A 25,937-nucleotide genomic window follows, 5' to 3' on the forward strand; every position below is an offset into this window, starting at 1 on the left:
GAGCGGTCGCGCTCAGTGGTTGCCGACCCGCGCTTCGGCGTAGCGGCGCAGGGATTCGACCTGATCGGGGTCCAGCGAGGGCCGCACCACCGAACGCGCCGACGCCAGATCCGCCGCCGTCACATCGGCGGCGGCCACATCGCGGCGCATCGCCGCGAGCGCGGCCTCGCGCAGCAGCGCGGCGCAGTCGGCGGCGGAGTAGCCGTCGAGTTCCTCGGCCAACGTCGCCAAATCGACGTCATCGGCCAGCGGCACCGAACGTCCGGTCGTGTTCAGGATCGCCAGCCGTGCCTGCGCATCCGGCGGCGGTACGAACACCAGCCGCTCCAATCTGCCCGGACGCAGCAGCGCCGGATCTATGAGTTCGGGACGGTTGGTCGCGCCGAGCACTACCACCTCACGCAACGGCTCCACCCCGTCGAGTTCGGTGAGCAGCGCGGCCACCACCCGATCGCCGACACCGGAATCCGCACTCTGCCCCCGACGCGGTGCGAGGGCGTCGACCTCGTCGAGGAAGATCAGCGACGGCGCCGAATCCCGCGCCCGCTGGAACAGCTCGCGTACCGCCCGCTCGGAGGAGCCGACCCATTTGTCCATCAGCTCGGCGCCCTTGACCGCGTGCACGCTGAGCTGGCCGCTGCCCGCCAATGCCCGCACCAGATAGGTCTTGCCGCATCCGGGTGGGCCGTACAGCAGCACGCCGCGCGGTGGTTCGATGCCCAGCCGGGCGAACGAATCGGGATGGCGCAGCGGCCACAGCACCGTCTCGGTGAGAGCCTGTTTGGTTTCGGCCATATCGCCGACATCGTCGAGCCCGAGACTGCCGATGGCCAATTCCTCCATCCCGGAACGCGACAGCGGCCGGATCACCTCGAGCGCGCCGAGCAGATCCTGCTGACCGAGTTCCGGTTCGGCCTGATCGCGATTGGCGCGCGAGGCCGCACGCAGCGCCGCCTCGCGGCACAGCGCGGCCAGATCCGACACCACGAAACCGGGGGTCTTGGCCGCGATCTCGTCGAGTTTCAGCACTCCGGTCGGCACCTTGCGCAGCAACTGTTCCAGCAGCGCCCGGCGCCCCGCGGCGGTGGGCAGCGTGAGGGCTAGTTCGCGATCGCACAGGTCGGGGGCGCGTAACCGGGAGTCGAGGGCGGTGGGGTGGGCCGTGGTGGCCAGGAACGCGACGCAGGGTTCGGTGATGGCGGCCCGCAGCTGATCCAGGATGAGGGTCGCCACCGGATCGGCCGCCGCGGGCAACAGCGCATCGATATCGGTGATGAGCAGGATGCCGCCCTGTCCGGTGCTCACCTCGGCCACCGCTTCGGCGACCTTGCGCAGCCTGGCGCCGCTCTCGGCGGCGCCGACGGCGGGTCCGTCCAATTCGATGATGCGGCGCGGCGCGGTGACCGCGCGGGCCAGCGTCGCCTTGCCGACACCCGCAGGCCCAGTGATCAGCACGCCGAGATGCGGCGAGGCGCCGAGGGTTTTCAGCAGGTCGGGCTCATCGAGGGCGAGGGTCAGCCATTCGGCGAGCTTGGCGGCCTGGGTGTGCGCGCCCACCAGATCCTCGACCGGGATCGGGGCGGAACGGGCCGCGGCGACCGTGCCCGTCGGGTCGGTGGTCAGGGTCGCGGCCGAGTCCTCGCGGTCCGTGCGGGCGGGAGTGTGTCCGTTGCCGCCCGCCGCCGCGAGGACACCGGGCCCCCAGTCGACGGCGGTGTTCGGTTGCACGCTCACCGGTCCTGGAGCCGGATCGGTGGCGGTGACGGTGAGCAGTTCGGTGGTCCAGGCGATGCCGAAGGTCCGTGACAGCGCCTGACTCGCGGCCGAGGACGGCAGATCCGGCCCGAGATCGCGGGGCAGCAGCGAAACCGTATCGCCCACGGTGACGATCTTGCCGAGCAGCGCCTGCCGTAGCGTCGCCGCCGGAATCGACCCGGTGGCATGCGCCGAGCCGCTCACCGAGATCTGCCTACCCCCGTAGACGGTCGCGGGCGAGGCCACCACGGTCGCGTCCTCCCGCACTCCGGCATTGGACAGGGTCACATCATCGAGCAGCGCCACTCCCGCGGGTGTGCCCGCCGGTGCGAGACCGGCCACCGCGGCGGTCCGCCGGGAACCGGTCAGGGTGATCCCGTCCCATTCACGCAGGCCGAGTGCGGTGAGCACCTCGGCATGCAGCCGCACCACGCCACGGCGGGCGTCGGCGGCAGAGGGATTCAAACGCGCGGTCAGTGCCAAGTCAGCCATCGCTGACCATTCTGCCCAGAAACCACGAACGCGGACACACCGTTCGGTGCGCCCGCGTTCGCCGGGATGTTCGCCTCGTCCCGGATCAGGGTTCGACGATGCCGGCCGCCTCGGCGACGGGGGTATCGGCAAGGCTGTCGGACAGGCAGACCAGCTTCGCCGTGCCGAGCGCGACGTTGGGGCTGCCCGCGAACGTGCTCTCCGGATGCTCGACCAGGATCTGCTCGATCAGCGCCTTCTGGCCCGCGATATCGAGTTCCTTGAACTCGGCGCAGGTGGTCTGCGAGGCCGCGCCGGAGGTGTCGCCTCCGGTGCGCGTCGTGGTCGGTGCGCTGGAGGTCTCGCTCGATTCGGCCGAGGTGGTCGCCGCGGTCGTCGTGGCGGCGCTCGAGGTGTCGGTGGTGCCCTTGCGCAGCCCGTTCGCCTCGGTGGTCTCGTCCGGTCCGCAGCCTGCCAGCAGGAGAGCCATTGCGCCGACGGACAGAATCGTCGCAGGAATTCGCTTCATATCGTGGGTTCCCCGGTGATCAGCGGCGCCGGAGCCTCCGGCGCGTCCGGTGCAGCGTACCGGGTAGGAGCGGTTCTTCGACATGGGTGCCTCACAGGATCGAGCGCCCGCCGGGCGCACAGACAGGTGCGTGGCCCACTGTCGGATACCGGCCTTGCCGTCGCCTTATCGATCGCTGAAGGCGCGGATCGTCCCAGCTCAGCGATTGACCAGTGACTGCCAGTCGGCGGGAACCCGATCCCGCGGTCCCGGTACGCCCTGCCCCTCGGGATGCTGATGCGGCGGTGCCAGCTCCGGCCCGCCGCTGAACATCTCCTCGGTGCGGAAATCCCAATACCAATCCTCGCCCGGCTCATAGCTCTGGATGAACGGATGGCCGGTCACCGCGGCATGCTTGCTCGCGTGCTTGGCGGGGGAGCTGTCGCAGCAGCCGATGTGTCCGCATTGCGCGCAGCGGCGCAGATGCACCCACCAGCCCGCGGCGGCCTCGCATTCCACACAGCCGGGGCCGCTCGGCGCAACGGTCGGATCGATGCCCTCGGGTACTCCTGACTCGCTCATGCTGTGTCCTTTCTGGCCTGGGTTATGTCGGCCCTGATTCGGTCAGGCCGGATCTCCTGTCGATTCCAGATTCGCGGGCTCGTCCTCTGCTCGATGCAGTGGCAGCCAGACGGTGAATGTGGTGTCGCCCGGCCGGGATTCGAGCCGGATATCGCCGCGATGCTTGTGCACCACGATCCGGAACGAGATGTCGAGGCCGAGGCCGGTGCCCTCGCCGACCGGTTTGGTGGTGAAGAACGGTTCGAAGATGCGCTCGCGCACCTCGGCGGGCACACCTGGGCCGGAGTCGTTGATCTGCACGGCGGCGCAATCGTTGTCGTGTCGGGTGCGGATGGTGAGCGTGCCCGACCCGTTCATCGCGTACACAGCGTTGTCGATCAGATTGGTCCACACCTGATTGAGTTCGGCCGCGTAGCAGGGGATCGGGGGCAGCGCGCGATCGTAATCCTTGACCACCTCGATCGAATCGCCGATCTTGCGGTTGAGCATCACCAGCGTGCTGTCGATCAGTTCGTGCAGGTCGACCACCTGGAACGGGGCCCGGTCCATCTGCGAATACTGTTTGGCCGCACCGACGAGGGTGGAGATGCGGGTGGTCGAATCCGCGATCTCGTTCATCAGCAATTCGGTTTCGATGGTGTAGTTCAGCCAGCGGATCGCGCCTTCGAGCACCTGCGGGGTGGTGTCGGCGAGGGTCGCGGCCACCCGGTCGAGCCAGTCGGCATCGACACCGGCCTGTACGAAGGTCGGTGCGATATCCCATCCATCGGCGATACCGCGCTCGTCGAACCATTCGCCGAGCAGATCCTCACGGTCGGCCGCCTCGAGCGGAGTCAGGTCGGGCGCTTTGGCGACCTGGGCCGCGGCCTCCTCCTGTAAACGCACCAGCGCCTCCAACGAGGCGGTATCGAATTTGCCCTGCGCCATCATGGCCAGTTTGTGCCGCATTCCGGCGATCCGATCGCGCAGCCCGGAGGTGGCGCGCACGGCGGCAGCAGCGGGGTTGTTCAACTCGTGGGTCAGGCCCGCCGACAGTGAACCCAGCGCCAGCAGCCGTTCTCGCTGAGCGATGCGCGCGTTGCTGTTGCGCTGGCCGAAGAACGCGCCCTCGAGCAGATGCACCGCCATCGGGAACCATTCGTGCATCATCCGCGCGAAGATGGCGGCGTCGAGCACGAAGAACCGGGACGGCCGCGTGACATACATCGAACCGCCGTAGTGCTGATCGGCCCGTTCACCCAGATAGGCCGCCCACGCCCCGGCATAGGAACCGCGGTGGTCGGTGCGCACCATCTCGATCTCCTGGCCGCCGGACAGTTTGGTCAACCGCACCTCACCGTCCATCAGCACGTAGAAGCAGGTGGCGGCATCGCCTTCGCGATAGACCGGGCCCGGTTCGATGCGCTCGACCCGACCATCGGCACACAACCAGGCCAGCTGCTCGTCATCGAGCTTTTCGAACAGGAACAGTGTGCGCAGTTCCGCCGGATCACAGATCAGTTCCTTGCCCACGGCCCGACCCTCCTATGCCAGATACCGGTGCACGAGCATGACCGCCATCGCGCCCTCACCGACGGCCGAGGCCACCCGCTTGGCCGATTCGGCGTGCACGTCACCGGCCACGAACACCCCTGGCACGCTGGTCTCCAGATGGTGCGGTGGCCGCGGCAGTTCCCAACCGGCCGGGCGGGCGCCGTCGACCAGCAGATCGGGGCCGGCGAGCACATAACCGGCGTTATCGCGCTGGACGACGGCGTCGAGCCAATCGGTCTGCGGCGCCGCGCCGATGAACAGGAACAGCCGCTCGGTGGGCGCCTTCTCCTCGGCGCCGGTCTCGTTATCGCGCAGCACGATGGTGTGCAGGTGATCATCACCGTCGACGCCGACCACTTCGGTGCGGGTGTGCACCCGGATGTTCGACGTCTGTGCGATCTGCTGGATCAGATAGTGGGACATGGATTTCTCCAGCGAATCCCCACGCACCACCAGATGCACCGTTCGGGCGTTGCGGGACAGGAACATCGCGGCCTGACCCGCCGAATTCGCGCCGCCGACGATATAGACCTCGTGTTCGGCGCATTCGGCGGCCTCGGTCATCGCCGAGCCGTAATACACGCCGCGTCCGGTGAATTCGTCGACGCCCGGCGCCGGATGACGCCGATAGTCCACGCCCGTGGCGATGATCACGGTGTGCCCGCACAGCCGTCCGCCGTCGGCGAAGCGCACCGTGCGCGCCGAACCGTTGACCTCGAGCCCGACCACTTCGCGGGTGGTGATCACCTCCGCGCCGAATTTGGCGGCCTGGCGGCGCGCCCGGTCGGCCAGCTGCGCGCCCGACAGGCCGTCGGGGAAGCCGAGATAGTTCTCGATGCGCGAACTCTGCCCCGCCTGTCCGCCGGTGGCGGTGCGTTCGACCAGCACGGTGCGCAGCCCCTCGGACGCGCCGTACACCGCCGCGCCAAGTCCGGCGGGACCGCCGCCGACCACGATCAGATCGTAGAAATCACCGACCGGTTCGGTGCTGAGTCCGACGCTGGTGGCCAGTTCGTTGTCGGTCGGTTGCAGTAGCGCCTGTCCGTCGGCGGTGATCACCACCGGACATCGGCGCGGATCGGCGCCCGCGGCCTCGAGCAGCCGCGCGCCCTCCGGTTCGTCGGCCGGATACCAGCGGTAGGGCAGCTGATTACGAGCCAGGAACTCACGCACCTGCGACGACCGCGGCGACCAACGATTACCGATCACCTTGGTCCCGGTCACCGGCCGCTGATCGCTACCGCGCCACGCTTCCAGCAGGGCGTCGAGCACCGGGTACAGCTTCTCTTCCGGTGGGTCCCACGGTTTGAGCAGGTAGTGGTCGAGATCGATGATGTTGATCGCGTCGATCGCGGCATTGGTGTCGGCGTAGGCCGTGAGCAGTACGCGCCGCGCGTACGGATGCAGGTCCATGGCCTGTTCGAGGAATTCGATGCCGTCCATGCCCGGCATCCGGTAGTCGGCGATCAGCACGGCGACGGGTTGGTCGCGCAGTTTCAGTTCGCGCAATGCCTCGAGCGCCTGTGGACCCGATTCGGCGCGCAGGATGCGGTAGTCGGCGCCGTAGCGGCGGCGCAGGTCGCGGACCACTGCCCTGGAGACGCCCGGATCGTCGTCGACGCTGAGAATGGCCGGTTTGGGTGCGGCGGGGGAACTCACCTCACGAGTATGGAGGCTCGTCGGGGTGGTTGTCGTCGGCGCGGACCGGCCGCTCACACGCGGTGATGCAGTACCAGGTCGAGTTCGGTTGGAGTGAGCAGTCTTTCGAGGCGCTCCTCGACACGCGGAGTCGATTCCCCTTCGGGTTCGATCAAGGGGAGCTGGGGAAGACGGTTCGCCGCTCGACTCGGTTGCGGCGGATGACGATGAATCAGGGAGCGCAGGTTCACGGCCGATCACCTCACGTTGCGGACGGTTCGCTGGTGGCTGTGTCTCTCGTCTATCCCCATTGTGCGCCGGTCGTTACATTCGCCGCCCGCAGACATGCGAAAATGTGACCTGAGCATCTTCCCGATTATGATGTGCGTTACTCGCAGTCTCATATAACCGGAGGCAGACTTGCCGAAGAATCTCGAAGCCGCCATCGATATCGCCGCACCCCCGGAGCAGGTCTGGGCCGTGATCTCCGATCTGAAGCGGATGCCGGAGTTCAGCCCGCAATGCGTCCGCATGGTTGCGCTCGGCACCCCGAAGGCGGGTACCTGGACGATCAACCTGAACAAGGACGGCTGGAAGCGCTGGCCGACGACCTCGCGCATCGTCCGCTTCGAACCGAACCAGGCCTTCGCCTTCCGGATGAACGAGAACGCCACCGTCTGGAGCTACACCCTGGAACCGACCGCGTCCGGCACCCGGCTGATCGAGCGCCGCGATGTGCCCAACGGCGTCACCTGGGTGGTGCGCAAGGCCATCGACGGGGTGCTCGGCGGCGAGGAAGCCTTCGAAGCCGCGCTGGTGCAGGGGATGAACGAGACCCTCGGCAAGATCAAGACGACCGTCGAGGCGGGCGCGTAGCTCGCACCCGCCACCGGCCGCTCAGGACTGCCAGTTCGGCAGCGCCACCACCTGCGCGGCCCAGGACAGGCCCGCGCCGAACGCGATGAGCAGCGCGGTATCGCCCGGCTTGGACTGACCGGTGCGCAGCAACTGCTCCATGGCCAACGGGATCGAGGCGGCCGAGGTATTACCGGTCTCCTCGATATCGTTGGCCAGCGCGCAATCGTCGGGAAGCTTCAGCACCCTTGCCATGATCTCGATGATCCGGCCGTTGGCCTGATGCGGGATCATCGCGTCGAGATCGTCGGTGGACAGGCCCGCGCGATCGATCGCCTCGCGGCACACCTTCTCCAGAGAATGCGCGGCCCAGCGGAATACCGCCGTGCCCTCCATCGCCAGATACGGCCGGACCGCGTCCAGGCCCTTCTCCTCGATCTCGGTGAAGAACTCCACCCAGTCCTTGTCCTGACGGATGGCGTGATGCTGGGTGCCGTCCGAGCCCCAGACCGTGGGACCGATGCCCTGCTCATCGGACGGGCCGACCACGACCGCGCCCGCGCCGTCGGCGAACAGGAACGCGGTGGAGCGGTCGGCGGGATTGATCGCGTCGGTCAGTTTCTCCACACCGACCACCAGCACATGGCGCGCCGTGCCCGCCCGCACCAGATCCGAGGCGAGCGCGAGCGCATGGCAGAAACCGGCGCATCCGGCGGAGATATCGAAGGCCGCCGGGCTGTTCATGCCGAGGTCGGTGGCGATCTGCGGCGCCGCCGCCGGTGTGAGCAACAGATGGGTCGAGGTGGCAACGATGACGCAATCGACCTGATCGGCTTCGAGGCCCGCCGATTCCAGCGCGCCGCGCGAGGCCGCGACGCTCATGCTCTTGATGGTCTCCGAATCATCGGCGAAGCGCCGGGTACGGATACCGGACCTGGTCCGTATCCATTCGTCGCTCGAGTCGATCGGGCCCGCTACCTCGTCGTTCGTGACCACCCGGGCGGGGCGGTACACGCCGAGCCCGAGGATCGCCGTGTGCTCTGCGCCAGTGGTCTGGGCGAATCGAGCAGCCATGGTGCGTCTCCTATGTACCTGCGGCGCCGCCGCCGGGTCGTCCCCGAATATCGATGCGGATCCTCACTGGTCGATAGCTACGAATCAGCTGGTACTACGCGACCCGTAGACATGAGGCTCCCTCATATTAGCGCTACCGATGCGGGGCCGGAGTGCGTATTCTCACAATGACCCGGGTATATCCCTGGCACACGCCGCGAACGGCGGCGTGCCCAACTGAGGATTCGAGGTCGCCATGCTCGGAATCGGGATCATCGCGTGGATCATCATCGGGGGGCTTGCGGGCTGGATCGCGAGCAAGATCATGAAAACCGACGCTCAACAGGGGATTCTGCTCAATATCGTGGTCGGCATCGTCGGCGGTCTGCTCGGCGGTTTCGTGCTGGCACTGTTCGGCGTAGACGTCGAGAGCGCGGGCTGGTTCTTCAGCTTCTTCACCTGCCTTGCCGGTGCCTGCATCCTGCTCTACCTGGTCAAACTCTTCACCGGGCGTAAGTCCACGCTCTGACACCGGGTGCCACGGGCGCGGTTCCCGTAAGGTGTGATCGCTTGCGCCGAACCCGTTCGACGAAGAGTTGCCATCCGTCGACGGGCCGCGAGACCGTCACCGTGACGGGCCTCGAGCGGCGCGTTCGTTTGCACCTAGCACGAAAGAGGAGCCTGTGGCACGCCGTCCCACCCCGCCCGGCACGCCTGAACGCACCGGCCTCGGCCATGTCGCCGATCTGGTGCGCAATGCGATCCCACCGCTACATCCGGCCGGATTGCCGTTCGTCGCGGCGCCGCTGGCCGTCGCGGTACTCGGCGGTAAGCGGCGGTGGGTGCGCCGCGGTGGGCTCGCGGCCGCGGCGGCCTGCGCGACGTTCTTCCGGCATCCGCACCGGGTGCCGCCGAACCGCGCCGGCGCCGTCGTCGCACCCGCCGACGGTGAGATCGCCCTTGTCGACACCGCGGTGCCGCCTGCCGAACTCGGCCTCGGCGATCAGCCGCTGCCACGGGTGAGCATTTTCCTGTCCGTGCTCGACGTGCACGTGCAGCGGGTGCCCGTCTCCGGGACCGTGCGCACCGTCGAGCATCAGGCCGGGCAGTTCCGCTCCGCCGATCTGCCCGAGGCCAGCTCGGTGAACGAGCGCAACAGCATGGTCATCGATACCCCCGCCGGTGAGCAGATCGTGGTGGTGCAGATCGCCGGGCTGCTGGCCCGCCGCATCGTCTGCGATGCGAAGCCCGGTGATGTGCTCACCATCGGCGACACCTACGGCCTGATCCGGTTCGGCTCCCGTGTCGACACCTATTTCCCGGCGGGCACCGAACTGCTCGTCGACGTCGGTCAGCGCACTATCGGCGCCGAGACCGTCCTGGCCGTATTGCCCACCACCGGGTCATGATGGAGCAGGACACCGCCGGACGGCGGCGCCGGTCGATCCGGTTGCTGCCGAGCATGGTCACCATCATGGCGCTGTGCTCCGGCCTGTCCGCGGTGAAATTCGCCCTCGACGGCGAATTCGGGGTTTCGCTCGCCATGATCGGCGCGGCGGCCGTGCTCGACACCCTCGACGGCCGCCTCGCGCGCATGCTGGCGGCCACCACCAAGATCGGCGCGGAACTCGACTCGCTGTCGGATGCCATCTCCTTCGGCGTCGCGCCCGCGCTGGTGCTCTACATCGGTTTGCTGAGCGACAACAGCACCGGCTGGATCATCGCCCTGCTGTTCGCGGTCAGCATCGTGTTACGGCTGGCCCGATTCAACACCCTGATGGACGACGACACCCGCCCCGATTGGGCGCGTGAGTATTTCGTCGGCGTACCCGCCCCGGCCGCCGCACTCATCGCCCTCGCTCCGGTGGCGCTGTACGTGCAGTTCGGTGATGGCTGGTGGGTCGGTTTCGGCGTCGTTTCCGCATGGGCCGTCTTCGCTGCCCTGCTCGCGGTGAGCACCATCCCGACCCTGGCGATGAAGTCGGTATCGGTGGCCCCGCAGGCTGCCGCCGGTCTGCTGGTGCTGGTGGCCGCGGCTGCCGCGGCGCTGGTCACCTACCCGATCGTGCTGCTGCTGGTGCTGATCGTGCTGTACCTGGGCCACATTCCGTTCGCCTGGTACTCACAGCGCTGGGTTGCGGCCCGGCCGGAGACCTGGGAGCACAAGCCCGCCGAACGTCGTGCGCAGCGACGGGCGGCGCGGCGGCGTCCGGTGATCAAGCGTCCGGCCATTCGCCGTCCCGCCATGCGTGGATCGTCGCGGCTGCGGCTGCGTCGTCCGGGCGGTAAACGCGAACAGGGCACCGTCGACACCCGCGAACAGGACGGCGTCGAGACCTGAGCGTGTCCGGGTATCGTCCCTGCCGACAGTGAGGGAGGCAGGCGGTGGACGCACAGGGTCTGGTGGATTTCGAGGCCGAGCGTTCGCGCCTGTTCTCCCTCGCCTACCGGATGCTCGGCTCGGCGACCGAGGCTGAGGACGCGGTGCAGGAGACCTATCTGCGCTGGGAGGGTGCCGATCGCGGCGAGATCCGCTCGGCGCAGGCCTGGTTGACGACCGTGGTGGTGAATCTGTGCCGTACCTGGCTGGATTCGGCGCGGGCGCGGCGCGAGAGCTATGTGGGCCCGTGGCTGCCCGAGCCGGTGCCGACCGGCGCGGGTGATCTCGGTCCGCTGGAATCGGCGCAGGAGCGCGAACTCGTCTCGATGGCGCTGCTGACCGCGCTGGAACGGCTCTCACCTGTCGAACGCGCCGTGTTCGTCCTGCGCGAGGCCTTCGGATACTCGCACCGCGAGATCGCCGGAATGCTGGAACTGTCCGAGGCCAATTCCCAGCAGATTCTGCACCGGGCGGGTCGTCGGGTGCGAGACGGTAAGGCGCGCTTCGACATTCCCGCCGCGCACGCGCGGGCGCTGCTGGAGCGGTTCTTCGCGGCTGCCCGCGGTGGTGATATCGCCGCATTGGAGCAGATGCTGGCCGCTGACGTGGTCTCCGTGGCCGACGGGGCCGGTATGGCGGGCGTGGCGCGCCGCCCGGTGGTCGGCGCACCGAAGGTGGCCCGCTATCTCACCAAACTGTTCGGCTGGGTGGTACCCGGTGTGACGATCGAGATCGTCGAGATCAACGGGCTGCCAGCGGTATGTGCCTGGTCGGACGGTGCGCCGCTGGCGGTGTGCACGGCCGATACCGACGGCGCGGTGGTGACCGCCCTGCGCCTGGTGGTGGCGCCGGACAAGCTCGGCTATTTCGGGCGCGCCACCGCCTGAACCGGTGAATGGCGGAGAGTCGGTAGCGGAGCATGCCGCATAGGCGATCCGGTTCAGGCTGATTCGCCGGTGCGTGACCGGGATCACGGCATCTCGCTGTCAGGGATCGGCGGGCCATCCGGTCTGAACAGTGTCACCGATCCCCAGCACGGGAGGAATGCCGCCATGAGCGCACAGCATCGAATCGTCGTCCTCGGCGCCGGATACGCGGGGCTGGCCGCCGCACGCCGGTTCGCCGCGAAGACGCCGGACGCCGACGTCACCGTGGTCGACGCGCGCACCCATTTCGTCGAACGGGTGCGGCTGCACCAGCGCTTCGCCGGACAGCAGACCCGCGAGTGGGACCTGCGAGAACTGCTGGAATCCGGGCGGATCCACTTCCGGCACGGGCAGGTGAGCGAGATCGACGCGCAGCGGTCGCTGCTGCGGTTCGGCGATGGTGAGCCGCTCGCCTACGACACGTTGCTGTATGCGCTCGGCAGCGTCGGTGACGATGCCGGTGTTCCCGGCGTGGCCGAATACGCCTACTCGGTGGCCACACCGGAATCGGCGGCGCTCGTGCCTGCCGATGGCCCGATCGTGGTGGTCGGCGCCGGATCGACCGGGATCGAGGTAGCCGCCGAACTCGCCGAATCCCGTGGCGGCCGGGTGGAACTGGTCAGCACCGACGAGCCAGGGGCCTGGCTCTCGCCGCGGGCGCAGGCCCATATCCGGCGTGTACTGGAGCGGTTGGGGGTGCGTATCCACACCGACGCGAAGGTCATCGAGGTCACCGCGGATGCGGTCCGCCTGGCCGATGGCTCATCGATCGCCTGCGCCGCGACGGTGTGGACCGCCGGTTTCGGTGTGCCGCAGCTGGCGGCGCGGGCCGGTCTTGCGGTGGACGCGAGCGGCCGGGTGCGCACCGACGCCACGCTGCGCTCGCTCTCGCACCAGAACGTGTACGCCGCCGGTGACAGCGCCGTCGTGGCCGGGCCCGGCGACCGCGAATTGCGGATGGCCTGCGCGACCGCGCTGCCGACCGGAACCCACGCCGCGAACGCGATCGCCGCGCGGCTGCGCCACCGGGAGCCGGGCGAGCTGAAGTTCCGGTACTACTTCCAATGCCTGAGCCTCGGACGCGGCGACGGGGTCATCCAGTTCCTGCACGCCGACGACCGGCCGGGACGACTCGTGCTGACCGGGCGCACCGCCGCTCGGTTCAAAGAGGCGATCGTCCGGTTCGCCGCGGCGGGAGCCGGAGCGAAATAAGCTCTCGTCAACTAACGGTTGACGATTAGTGTTCGTCAACCTATGGTTGACGCATGACATCCTCTCTCAAACTCGATGACCTCATCGAAGGCATCAAGAAGGCCCGCCCGGACAATGTCCTCGATCAATTGGCCGATGCGATGGTGGCGGCCGGTCACCTCGGTGAACTGGCCGACCACCTGATCGGTCACTTCGTCGACCAGGCCCGGCGCTCCGGCGCGTCGTGGACCGATATCGGCACGAGCATGGGCGTCACCAAACAGGCCGCCCAGAAGCGGTTCGTGCCCAAGACCCCCGGCGACGCGGGTGCCATGGACCCCGACGCGGGTTTCGCTCGATTCACCCCGCGCGCCAAGAATGTGGTGATGGCGGCCCAGGAGGCGGCGCGTACCGCGGGAAATGCGCAGATCGGGACGCCGCACCTGGTGCTCGCCCTGCTCTCCGAGCCCGAAGGTCTCGCCGCACGGGAACTGCTCACCCAGGGCGCGACCGAGGATTCGGTGCGCGCGGCCGCCGTCGCGGCTCTGCCGCCCGGCGACGGTGAGGTGCCGCCGCTGGTGCCGTTCGACGCCGAGGCCAAGAAGGTGCTGGAGCTGACCTTCCGTGAGGCGCTGCGCCTCGGCCACAACTACGTCGGCACCGAACACATCCTGCTCGCGTTGCTGGAGCAGGAGAACGGCTCCGGTGTGCTGTCCGGGCTCGGTGTGGACAAGGCCGCGACCGAGGCTCATCTCCAGGAGCTGCTCGCCGGCATCATCGCCGACACGCCCTGAGTGCGGCGACGGCTCGCGGTGTGGCGGCGGCTCGGGCGTGGGGCCGCCGCCTCCTCGGTACTGCCGGTAACCTATAGCAATGGCGGATGATGAGAACTCCGACCTGATCGCGGGGGAGCGGCGCGATGATCTACTGCGCGCGCTGTCGTATGTCTCGACCGAATCCCTCGACGACGGCAGCTACGTCGTCAATGGTGATCTGCCGCCCGAGGTGGCGCCGCCGTTCATCAGGGCGATCATGCGGGTCGAAGCCGAACTGTTGATCAACGACGCCGAACTCGTCACCGTCGACGACGGTGAGCCGCGCTCCCCCGAGGAGCGGCGCGCCGATGCGTTCCTCGCGCTCGCGCTGCGCGTCACCGACCGGATGTAGGGGGCAGGTCCGGTGCTCTCCTTGCACTCGTCACCCACGAGTGCTAAAAAGGGCTTTGGCACTCTCTACCCGTGAGTGCCAGGTCGGGACGGTGAGATCGGGTATCCGAGACACCCCTGGTCGTCCGTCGCGGGCACCGAGCCTGGCCAGCGTAAATAGGGTGGCCCGACAATGCGGTCATCCTGTGTGTCAGCCTCATTACTTGGAGGATCTCACCGCAATGGCCAAGACAATTGCGTACGACGAAGAGGCCCGTCGCGGCCTCGAGCGGGGCCTGAACAGCCTCGCCGACGCGGTCAAGGTGACGTTGGGCCCGAAGGGTCGCAACGTCGTGCTGGAGAAGAAGTGGGGCGCCCCCACGATCACCAACGATGGTGTTTCCATCGCCAAGGAGATCGAGCTGGAGGACCCGTACGAGAAGATCGGCGCCGAGCTGGTCAAGGAAGTCGCCAAGAAGACCGACGACGTCGCGGGCGACGGCACCACCACCGCCACCGTGCTGGCGCAGGCGCTGGTGCGCGAGGGCCTGCGTAACGTCGCGGCCGGTGCGAACCCGCTGGGTCTCAAGCGTGGCATCGAGAAGGCCGTCGAGGCCGTCACCGCCAAGCTGCTCGACACCGCCAAGGAGGTCGAGACCAAGGAGCAGATCGCTGCCACCGCCGGTATCTCGGCGGGCGACGCGTCCATCGGTGAGCTGATCGCCGAGGCCATGGACAAGGTCGGCAAGGAAGGCGTCATCACCGTCGAGGAGAGCAACACCTTCGGCCTCCAGCTGGAGCTGACCGAGGGTATGCGCTTCGACAAGGGCTACATCTCGGGCTACTTCGTCACCGACCCGGAGCGTCAGGAAGCGGTCCTCGAGGACCCGTACCTGCTGCTGGTCGGCTCGAAGGTCTCGACCGTCAAGGACCTGCTGCCGCTGCTGGAGAAGGTCATCCAGGCCGGTAAGCCGCTGCTGATCATCGCCGAGGACGTCGAGGGCGAGGCCCTGTCGACCCTGGTCGTGAACAAGATCCGCGGCACCTTCAAGTCCGTCGCCGTCAAGGCCCCCGGCTTCGGTGACCGCCGCAAGGCCCAGCTCGCCGATATCGCCATCCTCACCGGTGGCGAGGTCATCAGCGAAGAGGTCGGCCTCTCGCTGGAGACCGCCGGCATCGAGCTGCTCGGCCAGGCGCGCAAGGTCGTCGTCACCAAGGACGAGACCACCATCGTCGAGGGCGCGGGCGACGCGGAGGCCATCAAGGGCCGCGTTGCGCAGATCCGCACCGAGATCGAGAACTCGGATTCGGACTACGACCGTGAGAAGCTGCAAGAGCGTCTGGCCAAGCTGGCCGGTGGCGTCGCGGTGATCAAGGCCGGTGCCGCGACCGAGGTCGAGCTCAAGGAGCGCAAGCACCGCATCGAGGACGCCGTCCGCAACGCGAAGGCCGCCGTCGAAGAGGGCATCGTCGCCGGTGGTGGCGTGGCCCTGCTCCAGTCGGCTCCGGCGCTGGACGAGCTGAAGCTCACCGGTGACGAGGCGACCGGCGCGAACATCGTGCGCGTCGCGCTGTCGGCTCCGCTGAAGCAGATCGCCTTCAACGCGGGCCTCGAGCCCGGCGTGGTCGCCGAGAAGGTCTCGAACCTGCCCGCGGGTTCCGGCCTGAACGCCGACTCCGGCGAGTACGAGGACCTGCTGGCCGCCGGCGTCGCCGACCCGGTCAAGGTCACCCGTTCGGCCCTTCAGAACGCGGCATCCATCGCGGCCCTGTTCCTGACCACCGAGGCCGTTGTCGCCGACAAGCCGGAGAAGGCCGCGGCTGCGCCCGCCGACCCGACCGGTGGCATGGGCGGCATGGACTTCTGAGTCCTGCCTCCCGGCAACACATCTCGAACCGAAGGCCGGTCCACCATCTGGTGGGCCGGCCTTCGGCGTTTCGGGGCACGGTCCGATCAGATGGCGGCCGTAATCACTCGGAATGGGGTGGTCGGGGTGCCGGGGCCGAGCGGTCCGCCCTTGTCGAATTGTGAGGAGACCACAAGGGTGCGTTCGCCCGTGTGAACCAATGTGGTCGGAGTGGCGAGGGATTCGTCTGTCACGACAGCGGTCCGGGTGGCGGTGGCGCCGTTGTCGGTGATCGTCCAGCGGGTGAGTGTGTTGTCGGTGTTGTGGGCGGCGCGCAGGGTGGTGCCGTGGAGGTCGAGTCCGTCGCCGAGGGACAGATCGCCGCCGTTCAGGGTGACCTTGCGGATGGGGGCCGTGGCGTCGACGAGGTCGACGCGGTAGAGATCGCCGCCGGTGGAGTCGACGACGAGCAGGTAGGTGCCCGCGGCGTCGGCGGTGATGCCGTTGAGCGTGTAGGCCTGGGGGCCGTGCGGTTCGAGGGCCGGTTTCAGGTCGATGGCGGGGGTGAGTTCGCCGCGTCCGCCGGTGGTGGTGGCGCGGGTCAGATCGTCGGGGGTGATCCGGTAGAGCACCGCGCGTTTGCTGTCGGTGAGGTAGGCGGTGCCGTCGGCGGTGATCACGATGTCGTTGATGAAGCGTTCCACGTCACCTGCGACATCGAAGCGCGCCAGCAGACTGCGTGCGGCGACGTCGTACACCGCCACTCCTGCGGTCGAATCGAGCACCCAGAGTCGGCCCTCCCGATCCACCCGCAGCCCGTTGGCCGTCTTGCGTCCGTCGGCCCCACTCGGCAGGAACACTTCGGCCCGTTCGGTGCCCGCGGCGGCGCGGTAGATCGTTCCATCGGCGAAGGAGCCGACGAAGATATCGCCGCTGCGCTCGTCCGCCGCGATCCCCTCCGGATACACCCGGTCACCGGGCAGTTCGACGGCGGTGGCGATCACCGGGACCTGATCCGACGATGCCGCGTCGCTGCCGCAGCCGGCGACGGCGAATCCGGCGACCGCGGCGAACAGGGCGGACGACCAGCGGTGATACACGACGTGGGGCATGGTTCGAGCCTTCCTTCGAGTCAACTGATGTGCAGACACATCAACGAATGGGCACGAATGTAGATTAGAGTTCTAATATTGGTCAAGGCTCTAATGAAACGAAGGGTGGATACGATGCCATGTATGACGCCCATGCCTGCCGCCGAACGCATCGGCTCGTACGTCAAACGCGCCGAACAAGCCCTGAACGCGGCCAAGACGGCGGCGCTGAAACCGGCGGGCGTCACCGTGGCGCAGTACGCGGCCCTACTGCATCTGGTCGAGAATCCGGGTATCTCGGCTGCCGCGCTGGCCCGCCTGTGCGGGGTGACTCCGCCGACCATGAACACGGTGCTCACCAATCTGGTCGATCGCGGTCTGATCGAGCGCACTCCGCACGCCTGGCACAAGAACGTCCTGGAGACCCGGTTGACCGCTGCGGGTGAGGCTGCGATGCACGAGGCCGATGCCCGCGCGATCGCCGTGGAACGCGCTGTTGCGGCGGGATTCACCGACGCCGAACGGCAGACCCTGTGCGATCTGCTCACCCGCTGTGCCGATCTGTTCGACTCGACGCGGTCGGCCGCGGCAACCTCGCAGGAGCGGCGCTAGATCGAATCGAGGAGGATCCCGACCTGTTCGAGGCTCAGCGCCGTCGACCCGATCCGGACGTCCTGCTGATGACGTCGGCGGCTAGCCGAGCACGAAGGCGACGAGAAACCCTGCCGCCGTGGCGATCCCGACCCACCAGCCGCCTTCGCGGTACGCCTCCGGCATCAGCGAATCGGCGAGCACCGCGATCGTCGCACCACCCGCGAATGCCTGTACGGCGCTGATCTGGGTGTCGGAAAGGTTGTCCGACAGCGCATTTCCCAGCACCGTCACCACGACCAGAACGACTCCGGTGATGGTCCACAGCGTCAGCGCCCGGCCCGGTGCGAAACCGTGCCGATCCCGCATGAGCGCCGAACCGCCGATCGCCTCGGGCACATTGCCCACCGCCACCGCGACCAGCAACACCACTCCGCCACCCGAGGAAAGGGATACGCCGAGCGCCGTATTCTCCGGCACGCCGTCCAGCACCGTTCCCAGCATCAACGCCCAGCCGATCGCGGTGGGGCCGAGCCGCTGCTCGATGAACCGATTGGCGACCACGTACACCGTGGCCCCGGCGAACAGTGCGATACCGGCGACCCACACCCCGGCCTCGACGAAGGCGGGTTCGAACAATTCATTGGTCACCGCGGCGATCATGGTGCCAGCGCCGAAAGCCATGAGCGAGGCGAGCAATGGCTTCGGCAGCGACCAGCGCAGTCCGATGAAGGCGCCGAGCACCAGCGGTACTGCCGTGCCGAGCCCATAGAGCAGTGCGGTGCCCATTCCGTCACGGTAGGTGAGCGGTCGGGGTCTGCCGCGTTTCCGCGCCGAATGTCAGGAAATAATTCTAAAAATTCCCTCCAAAATCGCCCGGTGTCGCGCAGCCGTCGGTATCGTCCGATTCGGCAAACAGCCAGTGACACGGGTCGGGTAATCCGGGATCGGAGTTCGTGTTTGACAGATGTTGTATTCGACGTGCTCGGACCGTTGCTCGCATGTCGTCGGCGATGGGGAAGGCCGGTGAGTGTCGAACATCTCGCCTGCCCCGACGCCATGAGCGAATAACGAGCCGACGCAGACTTGCCGACTCGGCCGACGCGCGGTCGGCCGCCAGTTGCGGCGAAGGGCCCGATCCATGACGAGGGGATCGGGCCTTTCGGTATTGTCTGCCCCAATGTCACAGGATGCGAATACGGGACGAATGTATGCCGGCCAACCCGTAGAGGACCGGCAACGCCAGCGGCGCGCGCGTTTTCTGGAATCCGGTCTGACCGTATTCGCGCGCGACGGATACGCGAACAGCTCGGTGGGTGCTATTTGCAAGGATGCGGGATTGTCGTCCCGACAGTTCTACGAGGAGTTCACCGGACGCGAATCCCTACTGATCGAGCTGTACGAGCAGATCCATCGGGAATCGCGCACCGCGGTGGAGGCGGCATTGGCCGAACGCTCCGACGCCACCGCCGTGGAGAGCATCGACGCCGCGGTCCGCGCGTACGTGGAGTCCATCGGCACCGACCCGCGCAAGGCCAGAGTGGCACTGGTCGAGGTGGTCGGCGCCGGACCGAAGGTGGAGAAGTTCCGGTTGGAACTGCGTCGCATGTGGGGTTCGCTGCTCGCCGGCGCGGCCGAGGACGCCGCCATGCACGGCGAGATCCCGCCCGGCGATTACGAGATGCGGATGCTGGCCATCATCGGCGCGGTCAACTACGTGGTCGACGAATGGAGCGGCTCGGACCCGCGCCGCCCGCTCGACGATGTGATCCGAGTGCTCAGCCGGGTGATCATGGGTGCGGTCGGCGCGTGATCGCCGGGCCCCGCGCCGCGTAGCCTTGGCGCGTGGAGACCGTACCGATCCAGATGCTCGACGGCAGCACCGTCCCGGTGCGCCTGCTCTCGGCCACGGGTGCGCATCGGCATCCGGTGACGCCGGATCTGCCGCGCCCGGTCGTGGTGATGGTGCCCGGGCTCGGCGTCCCCGGCGAGTACTACAGCTACTTCGCCCGGCTGCTGTCCGAACGCGGCTTCGACGTGGCGATCCTCGAACTACGCGGTAACGGCGACAGCACCCCCAAACCGGATGCGTCGAGCACCTACGGCTACCACGAGCTGGTGTCGGTGGATTTCCCGGCGATGTTCGAGGTGGTGCGCGACCGCTTCCCGGACAGCACGCCCTATCTACTCGGCCACAGCATGGGCGGCCAGCTCGGCGTCATGTACGCCGCACGTATCCGTGGGCGGCTCGGCGGACTCATTCTGATCGCGTCGGGCACCCCGTACTACCGCGGCTACCGCGGCCTGAGCGGCCCAGGCATGCTCGTCGGCACCGCCGCGGTCTCGCTGACGGCTAACCTGGCGGGCTTCTGGCCCGGTGACCGCTTCGGCCCGAACGGTTTCGGCCGCCAGTCCAAGGTCCTCATCTCCGACTGGGCCCGCCTCGCCCGCACCGGCCGCTTCGTCCCCGTCGGCGCCGATATCGACTACGAAGAACGCATCGCCCGCCTCGAACTCCCCGTCCTGTCCATCACCATGACCGGCGACGACCTCACCCCAGAACCCTCCGCCCGCCACCTCCTCGACAAACTCCCCAACGCCGACATCACCCGCTGGCACGAACCCCGCCCCCTCGGCCACAACGGCTGGATCAAAGACCCGACCAGCACCATCGACCGAATCGAGAAGTGGTTGCGCGACAGGTGATTCGCCGCTCACCCGCGAACCCCGACAACCGCCCACCGCGCGAACGACAACCGCGGCCACACCATCTCCACATCACCGAGCCCCATGAGCGTGTGCAGAGTCAGCGAGTCGAGATGCGCCGGCGCGGGCGTGATCAGCGCGTCGACACCCGCGGCCCGCATCTGTTCGGCCAGCGGAAGTATCGACCGCTCATCCGGGCGCCCATGATGAGCCCACGCTTCTCCAGCCGGGCTATCGCCCATCGGGTGCGACATCGGGTGAGTCTCGATTGTCTGGCGATCTGATCCGCGGTCAGCATCCCGCCTGCTCCGAGCACACTCAACACCGCCAGTTCGGCTGTGCTTCTTCCGAAACGCATCAAAGCTCCTTGTCGGTCCATGCTGATGTCGGCAGAGCATTCGGCGCCTCGCCGAAGCCACATCTCGGCGGCGATCGGCGCGTCCATTCAGGCTCCCGGTTGAACCAGGCGCCGCACGAGTGGTAGGAGGGTGGCAAGGGCTGTCGGAGTCTGCGCTGCGACTGGGACGTACCACCGCTAGTGGCATGGGAGTGGCATTCTGTCCGCGACGGTGCGCGGTGCCGACAACGGTGGCAGTCTTGATGCCATGTCAGCGGACACGGGTCGACTGATCAAACAGCTTCGTGCCGCCAAGGGGTGGAGTCAGGGCAGGCTCGCGGGCGAGCTGTCGAGGTCGTCGGGATGCAATATGACCCGCGAATACATCTCGCGACATTGGGAATCGGGCAAGACCGAGCCCTCGAACTTCTGGCTGCGGCACCTCGCGGCGGTGTTGGATTGCCCGTTGGAACTATTGGAGACCGATGTGAACCGTCGCGAGTTCTTGTCCCATCTGGCGGCGACATCGGTAGCTCCGGTCGTGGCGTCTGATCTCCTGTCGCGCGGATTCTCTGCTCGCCTCCATGCCAGTGGTCCCACCGTGGACGAATGGGAAGCGACATTGGCGCGATACGGATCGGACTATATGAGCCAGGGAGCAGCCCAGATCCAGCAGCGGCTGGCCGCCGATCTGGTCGTACTGCAACAGCAGTTGGATTCTCCGCGTATGTGGGCGGTTGCGGCTCGGCTGATGACGTTGTTCGCCAAGACCTATCCGGGTAGCGATGGTAGGAAAGCGATTTCGTGGTACCGGATGGCGGCGGAGGCTGCTGATCGGTCCGATGACTTCGGTATTCGGATCTGGGTGCGTGGGCGCGCCGCGATCGCGCTGGGGTACGAAGGTGCGTTGCTCCCGACCGCGCACGACTTCGCCGACCAGGCGCTCGCCATCTCCGGGCAGCACAGTCTGGGCAGACTGAACGCCATCTGGGGAAAGGCTCACGCGGCGGCGATATCCGGTGACCGAGCCACTGCGTATGAGCTGATCCATATCGGGCGACGTGAGTTCGATGTGTCGTACTCGGAGGAGCAGACCTCGGACTACGCGGTGCCGTGGTGGCGGATGAATGTCTTCCTATCCCTACTCGCCGCCCGTCTCGGCGACGAGAAGCTCGCAATCGAAGCGCAGGAGAACGCCCGCGCGGACCTACCACCGGAACTACCACGTTTCGCCACCCACCTGGAAATGCACCGTGGCCTGATGCTGGTCCGAGCGGGCGACCGAAGCGAAGGCATACGGCATGCCCGCGCAGCTCTCGAAGCGCTTCCCCCGGAGAAGCATTCGCTCACCCTGCGCATGCTGATGGGGGAGATCAGCGGTGTGGAATCCGCAGGCGCCGAGTCTCACTGAACAGTGTCACGGCGCGGTGTGGCATCTAGAATTCGGCCGTGGATGGACAATCGAGCCGTGACCGACCCGCGTGACAACAGCTCGTCGAACAGCCGCAAAGCTTACATCGCATTGATCGTCTACGAACTGGGCAAACGTGGTGGCCAGGGCGTCTTCTACCGCGAGGATTTCGTGCTCGTATGGGCGGAGAATCTCGAGCAGGCTCGCGAGCTGGCCGAACGTCATGTGCGGAACGAGGTGTACGAGTCCGAGGGCGGCAGCTTCGTCAGGCTCTACGCGGTGGTCGATGTGAACGAGGCTACGGAGTCATTGGATTCGGATGGCACCGTCGATCTGTATTCGCGACACTTCTCCAGCGTCGACGATTACAGGTCCTTCGAGATGTTCCTCGGGGGTAAGGACCCATTGGCATAGGTGTGGAACGAGCAGCGGGCCCGGTGGTCGTGTGGCAGTAGTTCCATGGCGCTCTGCTCCGGGGTGCGCATCCTGTCTCCGACCAGGTGCCGAAGCGGGATCTCCATGGATCGACCCGCGCCCGATGGCCGGGGACGCACAGTATGTGACGACCGCGCGTGAGGGCTATGTGATAGTTCGGCAATTGCGGTGAAAGAACGCGGACATATCCGCATATGAGTATCAAATCTCGAAAATATCTGGTGTTCGAGGAGAGGTGTCTGATGTGTGGCCGTTCGATGACGTGAGGGGCCGCGCCGTCCCAGCGCCGGACTCGCCCGTAGATCGGGGCGAGCGGATCGCGTGCTATCGGCGGTGAGGGCGCCGATCGGCACCTATGCCGCTCTGCGGATCAAATTCACCTTCAACCCCGCGACTGCGGCAATATGATGGGCTCTGTGGCGAATCTACGGATCAGTGAAGTGGCCGGGCTGCTGGGGGTCAGTGACGATACTGTGCGGCGCTGGATTGATCAGGGGCGGCTCTCCTCTATTCAGCTGGAGAACGGGCGTAAGGGGGTGAGTGGGCGGGAACTGGCCGAGTTCTTGCGGTCTACGGCCGAGGCGCCCGCGCCGGGGGTCACGGTCGCTGCGTCGGCGCGTAATCGGATGCGCGGGATCGTGACCAGGGTGGTGAAGGACACCGTGATGGCGCAGGTGGAGATGCAGGCGGGGCCGTTCCGGCTGGTGTCGCTGCTGAGTCGGGAGTCGGTGGACGAGCTGGGGCTGGAAGTCGGCAGTGTCGCTGTCGCGTCGGTGAAGTCCACGCATGTCGTGGTGGAGATACCGGAAAGTTGATGAGGATGCACATGATGCGTGGCGCAGGCGCCATCGCGGCCGCCGCCCTGGTGGTCGGCCTGGCCGGATGCGGTTCGGACGACTCGTCCGCCGGTGGACACGAGGTCTCGGGCACGGTGACGGTGTTCGCGGCCGCCTCGCTGACCGAGACGTTCACCGAACTCGGTAAGCAGTTCGAAGCCGCGCACCCAGGGGTGACGGTCGTCTACAGCTTCGGCCCGAGTTCGGGGTTGGCCGAGCAGATCAATCAGGGCGCACCGGCCGATGTGTTCGCCTCGGCGGCGCCGAAGAACATGCAGCAGGTCCGCGATACCGGTGAGGTGACCGTCGAGCCGGTGGTCTTCGTCCGTAACCGGCTCGAGATCGCGGTGCCGAAGGGCAACCCTGGACAGATCACCGGCCTCGCCGATTTCGGCCGGACCGAGCCGACGCTCGCATTGTGCGCCGAACAGGTGCCGTGCGGCGCGGCCGCGGACAAGGTATTCGAGTCCGCGGGAATCACACCGCAGCCCGATACCCGTGAGCAGGATGTGAAGGCGGTGCTCACCAAGGTCACTCTCGGTGAGGTGGACGCCGGGCTGGTGTATCGCACCGATGTGCAGGCCGCGGGCGAGACGGTCGAGGGGATCGACTTCCCGGAATCGTCCACAGCGGTCAACGACTATCCGGTCGCTCCGCTGGCGAACGGCCCGAATGCCACGGCCGCCGCGGCGTTCGTGGAGTTCGTGACCTCGGAACAGGCGGCGCCGGTCTTCACCGCGGCGGGATTCGACACGCCGTGACCACCTCCGCGCGACGGCGGGCGGTGCGGGCGCGACGGCCGATCGCGCTGATGTTGCCCGCCGTGTGCGGGCTCGCCTTCCTCGTGGTGCCGTTGATCGGGCTGCTGATCAGGGCACCGTGGGCCGCCCTGCCGAGCCGTTTGTTCAGCGCCGAAGTCGGTGAGGCGCTGCGACTTTCGCTGGTGTGCGCGTCGACGGCGACCGTGGTGTGCCTGGTGTTCGGCATTCCGCTGGCGTGGCTGCTGGCGCGGGCGAACCTGCCGGGGCGCGGACTGATCCGGGCGCTGGTGACGGTGCCACTCGTGCTGCCGCCGGTGGTCGGTGGCGTCGCATTGCTGCTGGTGCTCGGGCGGCGCGGGCTGATCGGACGCTACCTGTACGAGTGGTTCGGTGTTTCGCTCCCGTTCACGACCGCCGGGGTGATCGTGGCGGAGGCATTCGTCGCGATGCCGTTTCTGGTGATCTCGGTGGAAGGTGCGCTGCGGGCGGCCGATCCTCGCTTCGAGGAGGCGGCGGCGACACTGGGAGCTGGCGGCTGGTACACCTTCCGCCGGGTCACGCTGCCCTCGGTGCTGCCGGGCGTGGTGGCGGGAACAGTCCTGTGCTGGGCGCGCGCGCTGGGCGAATTCGGCGCCACGATCACCTTCGCTGGCAACTTTCCCGGCCGCACCACCACCATGCCGCTCGCGGTCTATCTGGCGCTGGAGACCGACCCGGCGGCGGCGATCGTGCTGAGCCTCGTGCTGCTGGCCGTATCGGTAGGTGTGCTGGTCGCATTGCGGGAGCGTTGGATTAGAGGTGCGGTATGACGGTGGACGCCGAACTGCGCGTGCGGCGCGGATCGTTCACGCTCGACCTTCCACTGCATGTGGAGCCGGGCGAAGTGGTTGCCCTACTCGGCCCCAACGGCGCGGGTAAGACCACGGCGTTGCGGGCACTCGCCGGCCTGCTCGCCTTGACCGACGGATATCTGGGTCTCGACGGAAAGCGCTGGGACACACCGCCATCGGTGTTCGTGGCCGCCGAGCACCGTGAGGTCGGTGTCGTCTTCCAGGATTACCTGCTGTTCGGTCATATGTCGGCGCTGGACAATGTCGCGTTCGGTCTTCGCGCGCGCGGAATGCGACGCGCACCCGCCAGGGAACGCGCCGAACAATGGCTTACTCGGGTCGGTCTCGGCGACTGCGCCCACCGCAAGCCCCGCGCCCTGTCCGGCGGGCAGGCCCAGCGGGTGGCCTTGGCTCGCGCGCTGGTCACCGAACCTCAGCTGCTGCTGTTGGACGAGCCGCTGGCCGCCCTCGACGCCGGAACCAGGCTCGCGGTACGCGCCGACCTCGCTCAGCATCTGCGCGACTATCCGGGACATACGGTGCTGGTCACCCACGATCCGCTCGATGCGATGGTGCTGGCGGACCGGTTGATCATCATCGAGGACGGCGCCGTCGTACAGCAGGGCGCTCCCGCCGAGGTCGCGGCCCGGCCGCGCTCGGATTACGTCGCCCATCTCATGGGTCTGAACCTGTACCGCGGCACCGCAACGGGCACGGACGTGACGCTCGACGGCGGCGGCGCCCTCACCATCGCGGAACCGGCCGAAGGCTCGGTGTACGTGGCCTTCGCGCCGCACGCCGTCGGCCTCTATCCGCATCAGCCCGTCGGTAGTCCACGCAACAGCTGGCCGGTCACGATCACCGGAATCGAACAGCACGCCCACACCACCCGCGTCCGGCTCGACGGCACCCCACCGGTCCTGGCCGACATCACCCCGGCCACCGTCGCCGAACTCGAGCTACGTCCGGGGCAGCAGCTGTGGGCGACGGTGAAAGCCACCGAGACCCGCGCCTATCCGGCCTGACAGGTAGCCGCGCGCACGCGACGTTCTGCC

At 67.5% G+C, this 25,937-nt stretch carries 27 protein-coding genes; 18 read left to right on the forward strand and 9 right to left on the reverse strand.

All coding sequences use genetic code 11. The annotated features are described in order from the left end of the window. Positions 1-12: 12 nt before the first annotated feature. From QH168_RS20600 to QH168_RS20620, 5 genes are all read right to left on the reverse strand, one after another. Complete coding sequence (locus QH168_RS20600) at positions 13-2,247, reverse strand: AAA family ATPase (protein WP_280236383.1); 2,235 nt, start codon at positions 2,245-2,247, stop codon at positions 13-15. 85 nt (positions 2,248-2,332) lie between these two features. Continuing rightward, positions 2,333-2,755, reverse strand: a complete 423-nt coding sequence (locus tag QH168_RS20605) for a hypothetical protein (RefSeq protein ID WP_280236384.1) — start codon at positions 2,753-2,755, stop codon at positions 2,333-2,335. A gap of 198 nt (positions 2,756-2,953) precedes the next feature. Next, entirely contained in the window at positions 2,954-3,316 is a 363-nt protein-coding gene (locus QH168_RS20610) for a UBP-type zinc finger domain-containing protein (protein ID WP_280236385.1), read from the reverse strand. A gap of 42 nt (positions 3,317-3,358) precedes the next feature. Then, positions 3,359-4,828, reverse strand: coding sequence for an ATP-binding protein (locus tag QH168_RS20615; RefSeq protein WP_280236386.1), 1,470 nt, complete (start codon positions 4,826-4,828; stop codon positions 3,359-3,361). 12 nt (positions 4,829-4,840) lie between these two features. Next, positions 4,841-6,508, reverse strand: coding sequence for an FAD-dependent oxidoreductase (locus QH168_RS20620; protein ID WP_280236387.1), 1,668 nt, complete (start codon positions 6,506-6,508; stop codon positions 4,841-4,843). A gap of 399 nt (positions 6,509-6,907) precedes the next feature. Here QH168_RS20620 and QH168_RS20625 point away from each other — a divergent pair, with 399 nt between their 5' ends. Then, positions 6,908-7,363 (forward strand): SRPBCC family protein, encoded by a 456-nt coding sequence (locus tag QH168_RS20625; RefSeq protein ID WP_280236388.1) that lies wholly within the window; start codon positions 6,908-6,910, stop codon positions 7,361-7,363. Positions 7,364-7,384: 21 nt separating this feature from the next. Here the strand turns inward: QH168_RS20625 and QH168_RS20630 are convergent, their stop codons facing one another. Then, complete coding sequence (locus QH168_RS20630) at positions 7,385-8,416, reverse strand: beta-ketoacyl-ACP synthase III (RefSeq protein ID WP_280236389.1); 1,032 nt, start codon at positions 8,414-8,416, stop codon at positions 7,385-7,387. Between the two features lie 235 nt (positions 8,417-8,651). Between QH168_RS20630 and QH168_RS20635 the strand changes: the two genes are divergently transcribed. The 8 genes from QH168_RS20635 to groL all read left to right on the forward strand — a co-directional run bounded on the left by QH168_RS20635 (position 8,652) and on the right by groL (position 15,905). Next, entirely contained in the window at positions 8,652-8,924 is a 273-nt protein-coding gene (locus QH168_RS20635) for a GlsB/YeaQ/YmgE family stress response membrane protein (protein ID WP_280236390.1), read from the forward strand. A 154-nt stretch (positions 8,925-9,078) separates the two neighbouring features. Beyond that, entirely contained in the window at positions 9,079-9,804 is a 726-nt protein-coding gene (locus tag QH168_RS20640; RefSeq protein ID WP_280236391.1) for a phosphatidylserine decarboxylase, read from the forward strand. Beyond that, entirely contained in the window at positions 9,801-10,736 is a 936-nt protein-coding gene (locus QH168_RS20645; protein ID WP_280236392.1) for a CDP-alcohol phosphatidyltransferase family protein, read from the forward strand. The genes QH168_RS20640 and QH168_RS20645 overlap by 4 nt, the downstream gene beginning before the upstream one ends. 44 nt (positions 10,737-10,780) lie before the next feature. Then, positions 10,781-11,662, forward strand: a complete 882-nt coding sequence (locus tag QH168_RS20650) for an RNA polymerase sigma-70 factor (RefSeq protein WP_280236393.1) — start codon at positions 10,781-10,783, stop codon at positions 11,660-11,662. A 165-nt stretch (positions 11,663-11,827) separates the two neighbouring features. Continuing rightward, complete coding sequence (locus QH168_RS20655) at positions 11,828-12,913, forward strand: NAD(P)/FAD-dependent oxidoreductase (RefSeq protein WP_280236394.1); 1,086 nt, start codon at positions 11,828-11,830, stop codon at positions 12,911-12,913. Positions 12,914-12,966: 53 nt separating this feature from the next. Beyond that, on the forward strand, positions 12,967-13,686 hold the full coding sequence (locus QH168_RS20660) for a Clp protease N-terminal domain-containing protein (protein WP_280236395.1): 720 nt from the start codon (positions 12,967-12,969) through the stop codon (positions 13,684-13,686). A 79-nt stretch (positions 13,687-13,765) separates the two neighbouring features. Further along, positions 13,766-14,059, forward strand: coding sequence for a hypothetical protein (locus QH168_RS20665; protein ID WP_280236396.1), 294 nt, complete (start codon positions 13,766-13,768; stop codon positions 14,057-14,059). A 220-nt stretch (positions 14,060-14,279) separates the two neighbouring features. Continuing rightward, a complete protein-coding gene (groL, locus tag QH168_RS20670) occupies positions 14,280-15,905 on the forward strand; it encodes a chaperonin GroEL (RefSeq protein ID WP_280236397.1) in 1,626 nt (541 codons plus the stop codon). A gap of 86 nt (positions 15,906-15,991) precedes the next feature. On the opposite strand, the gene QH168_RS20675 is transcribed toward groL, so the two are convergent. Beyond that, positions 15,992-16,996 (reverse strand): SMP-30/gluconolactonase/LRE family protein, encoded by a 1,005-nt coding sequence (locus QH168_RS20675; RefSeq protein WP_280236398.1) that lies wholly within the window; start codon positions 16,994-16,996, stop codon positions 15,992-15,994. A gap of 123 nt (positions 16,997-17,119) precedes the next feature. Between QH168_RS20675 and QH168_RS20680 the strand changes: the two genes are divergently transcribed. Further along, positions 17,120-17,587 carry a MarR family winged helix-turn-helix transcriptional regulator gene (locus QH168_RS20680; protein WP_280236399.1) on the forward strand — a complete coding sequence of 156 codons (468 nt, stop codon included), beginning with the start codon at positions 17,120-17,122 and terminating at the stop codon, positions 17,585-17,587. An 81-nt stretch (positions 17,588-17,668) separates the two neighbouring features. Here the strand turns inward: QH168_RS20680 and QH168_RS20685 are convergent, their stop codons facing one another. Then, a complete protein-coding gene (locus tag QH168_RS20685; RefSeq protein WP_280236400.1) occupies positions 17,669-18,355 on the reverse strand; it encodes a ZIP family metal transporter in 687 nt (228 codons plus the stop codon). Positions 18,356-18,773: 418 nt separating this feature from the next. On the opposite strand from QH168_RS20685, the gene QH168_RS20690 reads away from it, so the two are divergent. Together QH168_RS20690 and QH168_RS20695 are read left to right on the forward strand one after the other, a co-directional pair. Further along, entirely contained in the window at positions 18,774-19,379 is a 606-nt protein-coding gene (locus QH168_RS20690; RefSeq protein ID WP_280236423.1) for a TetR/AcrR family transcriptional regulator, read from the forward strand. Between the two features lie 32 nt (positions 19,380-19,411). Then, entirely contained in the window at positions 19,412-20,272 is an 861-nt protein-coding gene (locus QH168_RS20695; RefSeq protein WP_280236401.1) for an alpha/beta hydrolase family protein, read from the forward strand. 8 nt (positions 20,273-20,280) lie between these two features. Here the strand turns inward: QH168_RS20695 and QH168_RS20700 are convergent, their stop codons facing one another. Next, the gene (locus QH168_RS20700) at positions 20,281-20,526 is read right to left on the reverse strand and encodes a hypothetical protein (protein ID WP_280236402.1); all 246 of its coding nucleotides are present in this window, start codon (positions 20,524-20,526) and stop codon (positions 20,281-20,283) included. Positions 20,527-20,877: 351 nt separating this feature from the next. Here QH168_RS20700 and QH168_RS20705 point away from each other — a divergent pair, with 351 nt between their 5' ends. The 6 genes from QH168_RS20705 (at position 20,878) to QH168_RS20730 (ending at position 25,907) form a co-directional block, all read left to right on the forward strand. Then, the gene (locus tag QH168_RS20705; RefSeq protein WP_280236403.1) at positions 20,878-22,020 is read left to right on the forward strand and encodes a helix-turn-helix transcriptional regulator; all 1,143 of its coding nucleotides are present in this window, start codon (positions 20,878-20,880) and stop codon (positions 22,018-22,020) included. 57 nt (positions 22,021-22,077) lie between these two features. After that, positions 22,078-22,434 (forward strand): DUF4288 domain-containing protein, encoded by a 357-nt coding sequence (locus tag QH168_RS20710; protein WP_280236404.1) that lies wholly within the window; start codon positions 22,078-22,080, stop codon positions 22,432-22,434. 437 nt (positions 22,435-22,871) lie between these two features. Continuing rightward, positions 22,872-23,270, forward strand: coding sequence for a TOBE domain-containing protein (locus QH168_RS20715; protein WP_280236405.1), 399 nt, complete (start codon positions 22,872-22,874; stop codon positions 23,268-23,270). Continuing rightward, entirely contained in the window at positions 23,270-24,052 is a 783-nt protein-coding gene (gene modA / locus QH168_RS20720; RefSeq protein WP_280236406.1) for a molybdate ABC transporter substrate-binding protein, read from the forward strand. The genes QH168_RS20715 and modA overlap by 1 nt, the downstream gene beginning before the upstream one ends. 50 nt (positions 24,053-24,102) lie before the next feature. Beyond that, positions 24,103-24,861, forward strand: a complete 759-nt coding sequence (modB, locus tag QH168_RS20725; RefSeq protein WP_432421145.1) for a molybdate ABC transporter permease subunit — start codon at positions 24,103-24,105, stop codon at positions 24,859-24,861. Further along, entirely contained in the window at positions 24,858-25,907 is a 1,050-nt protein-coding gene (locus QH168_RS20730) for an ABC transporter ATP-binding protein (RefSeq protein WP_280236408.1), read from the forward strand. Before modB ends, QH168_RS20730 begins: the two co-directional genes overlap by 4 nt. The last annotated feature ends 30 nt before the right edge of the window (positions 25,908-25,937 follow it).

This window comes from Nocardia cyriacigeorgica, assembly GCF_029868385.1.
Classification (GTDB): domain Bacteria; phylum Actinomycetota; class Actinomycetes; order Mycobacteriales; family Mycobacteriaceae; genus Nocardia; species Nocardia cyriacigeorgica_F.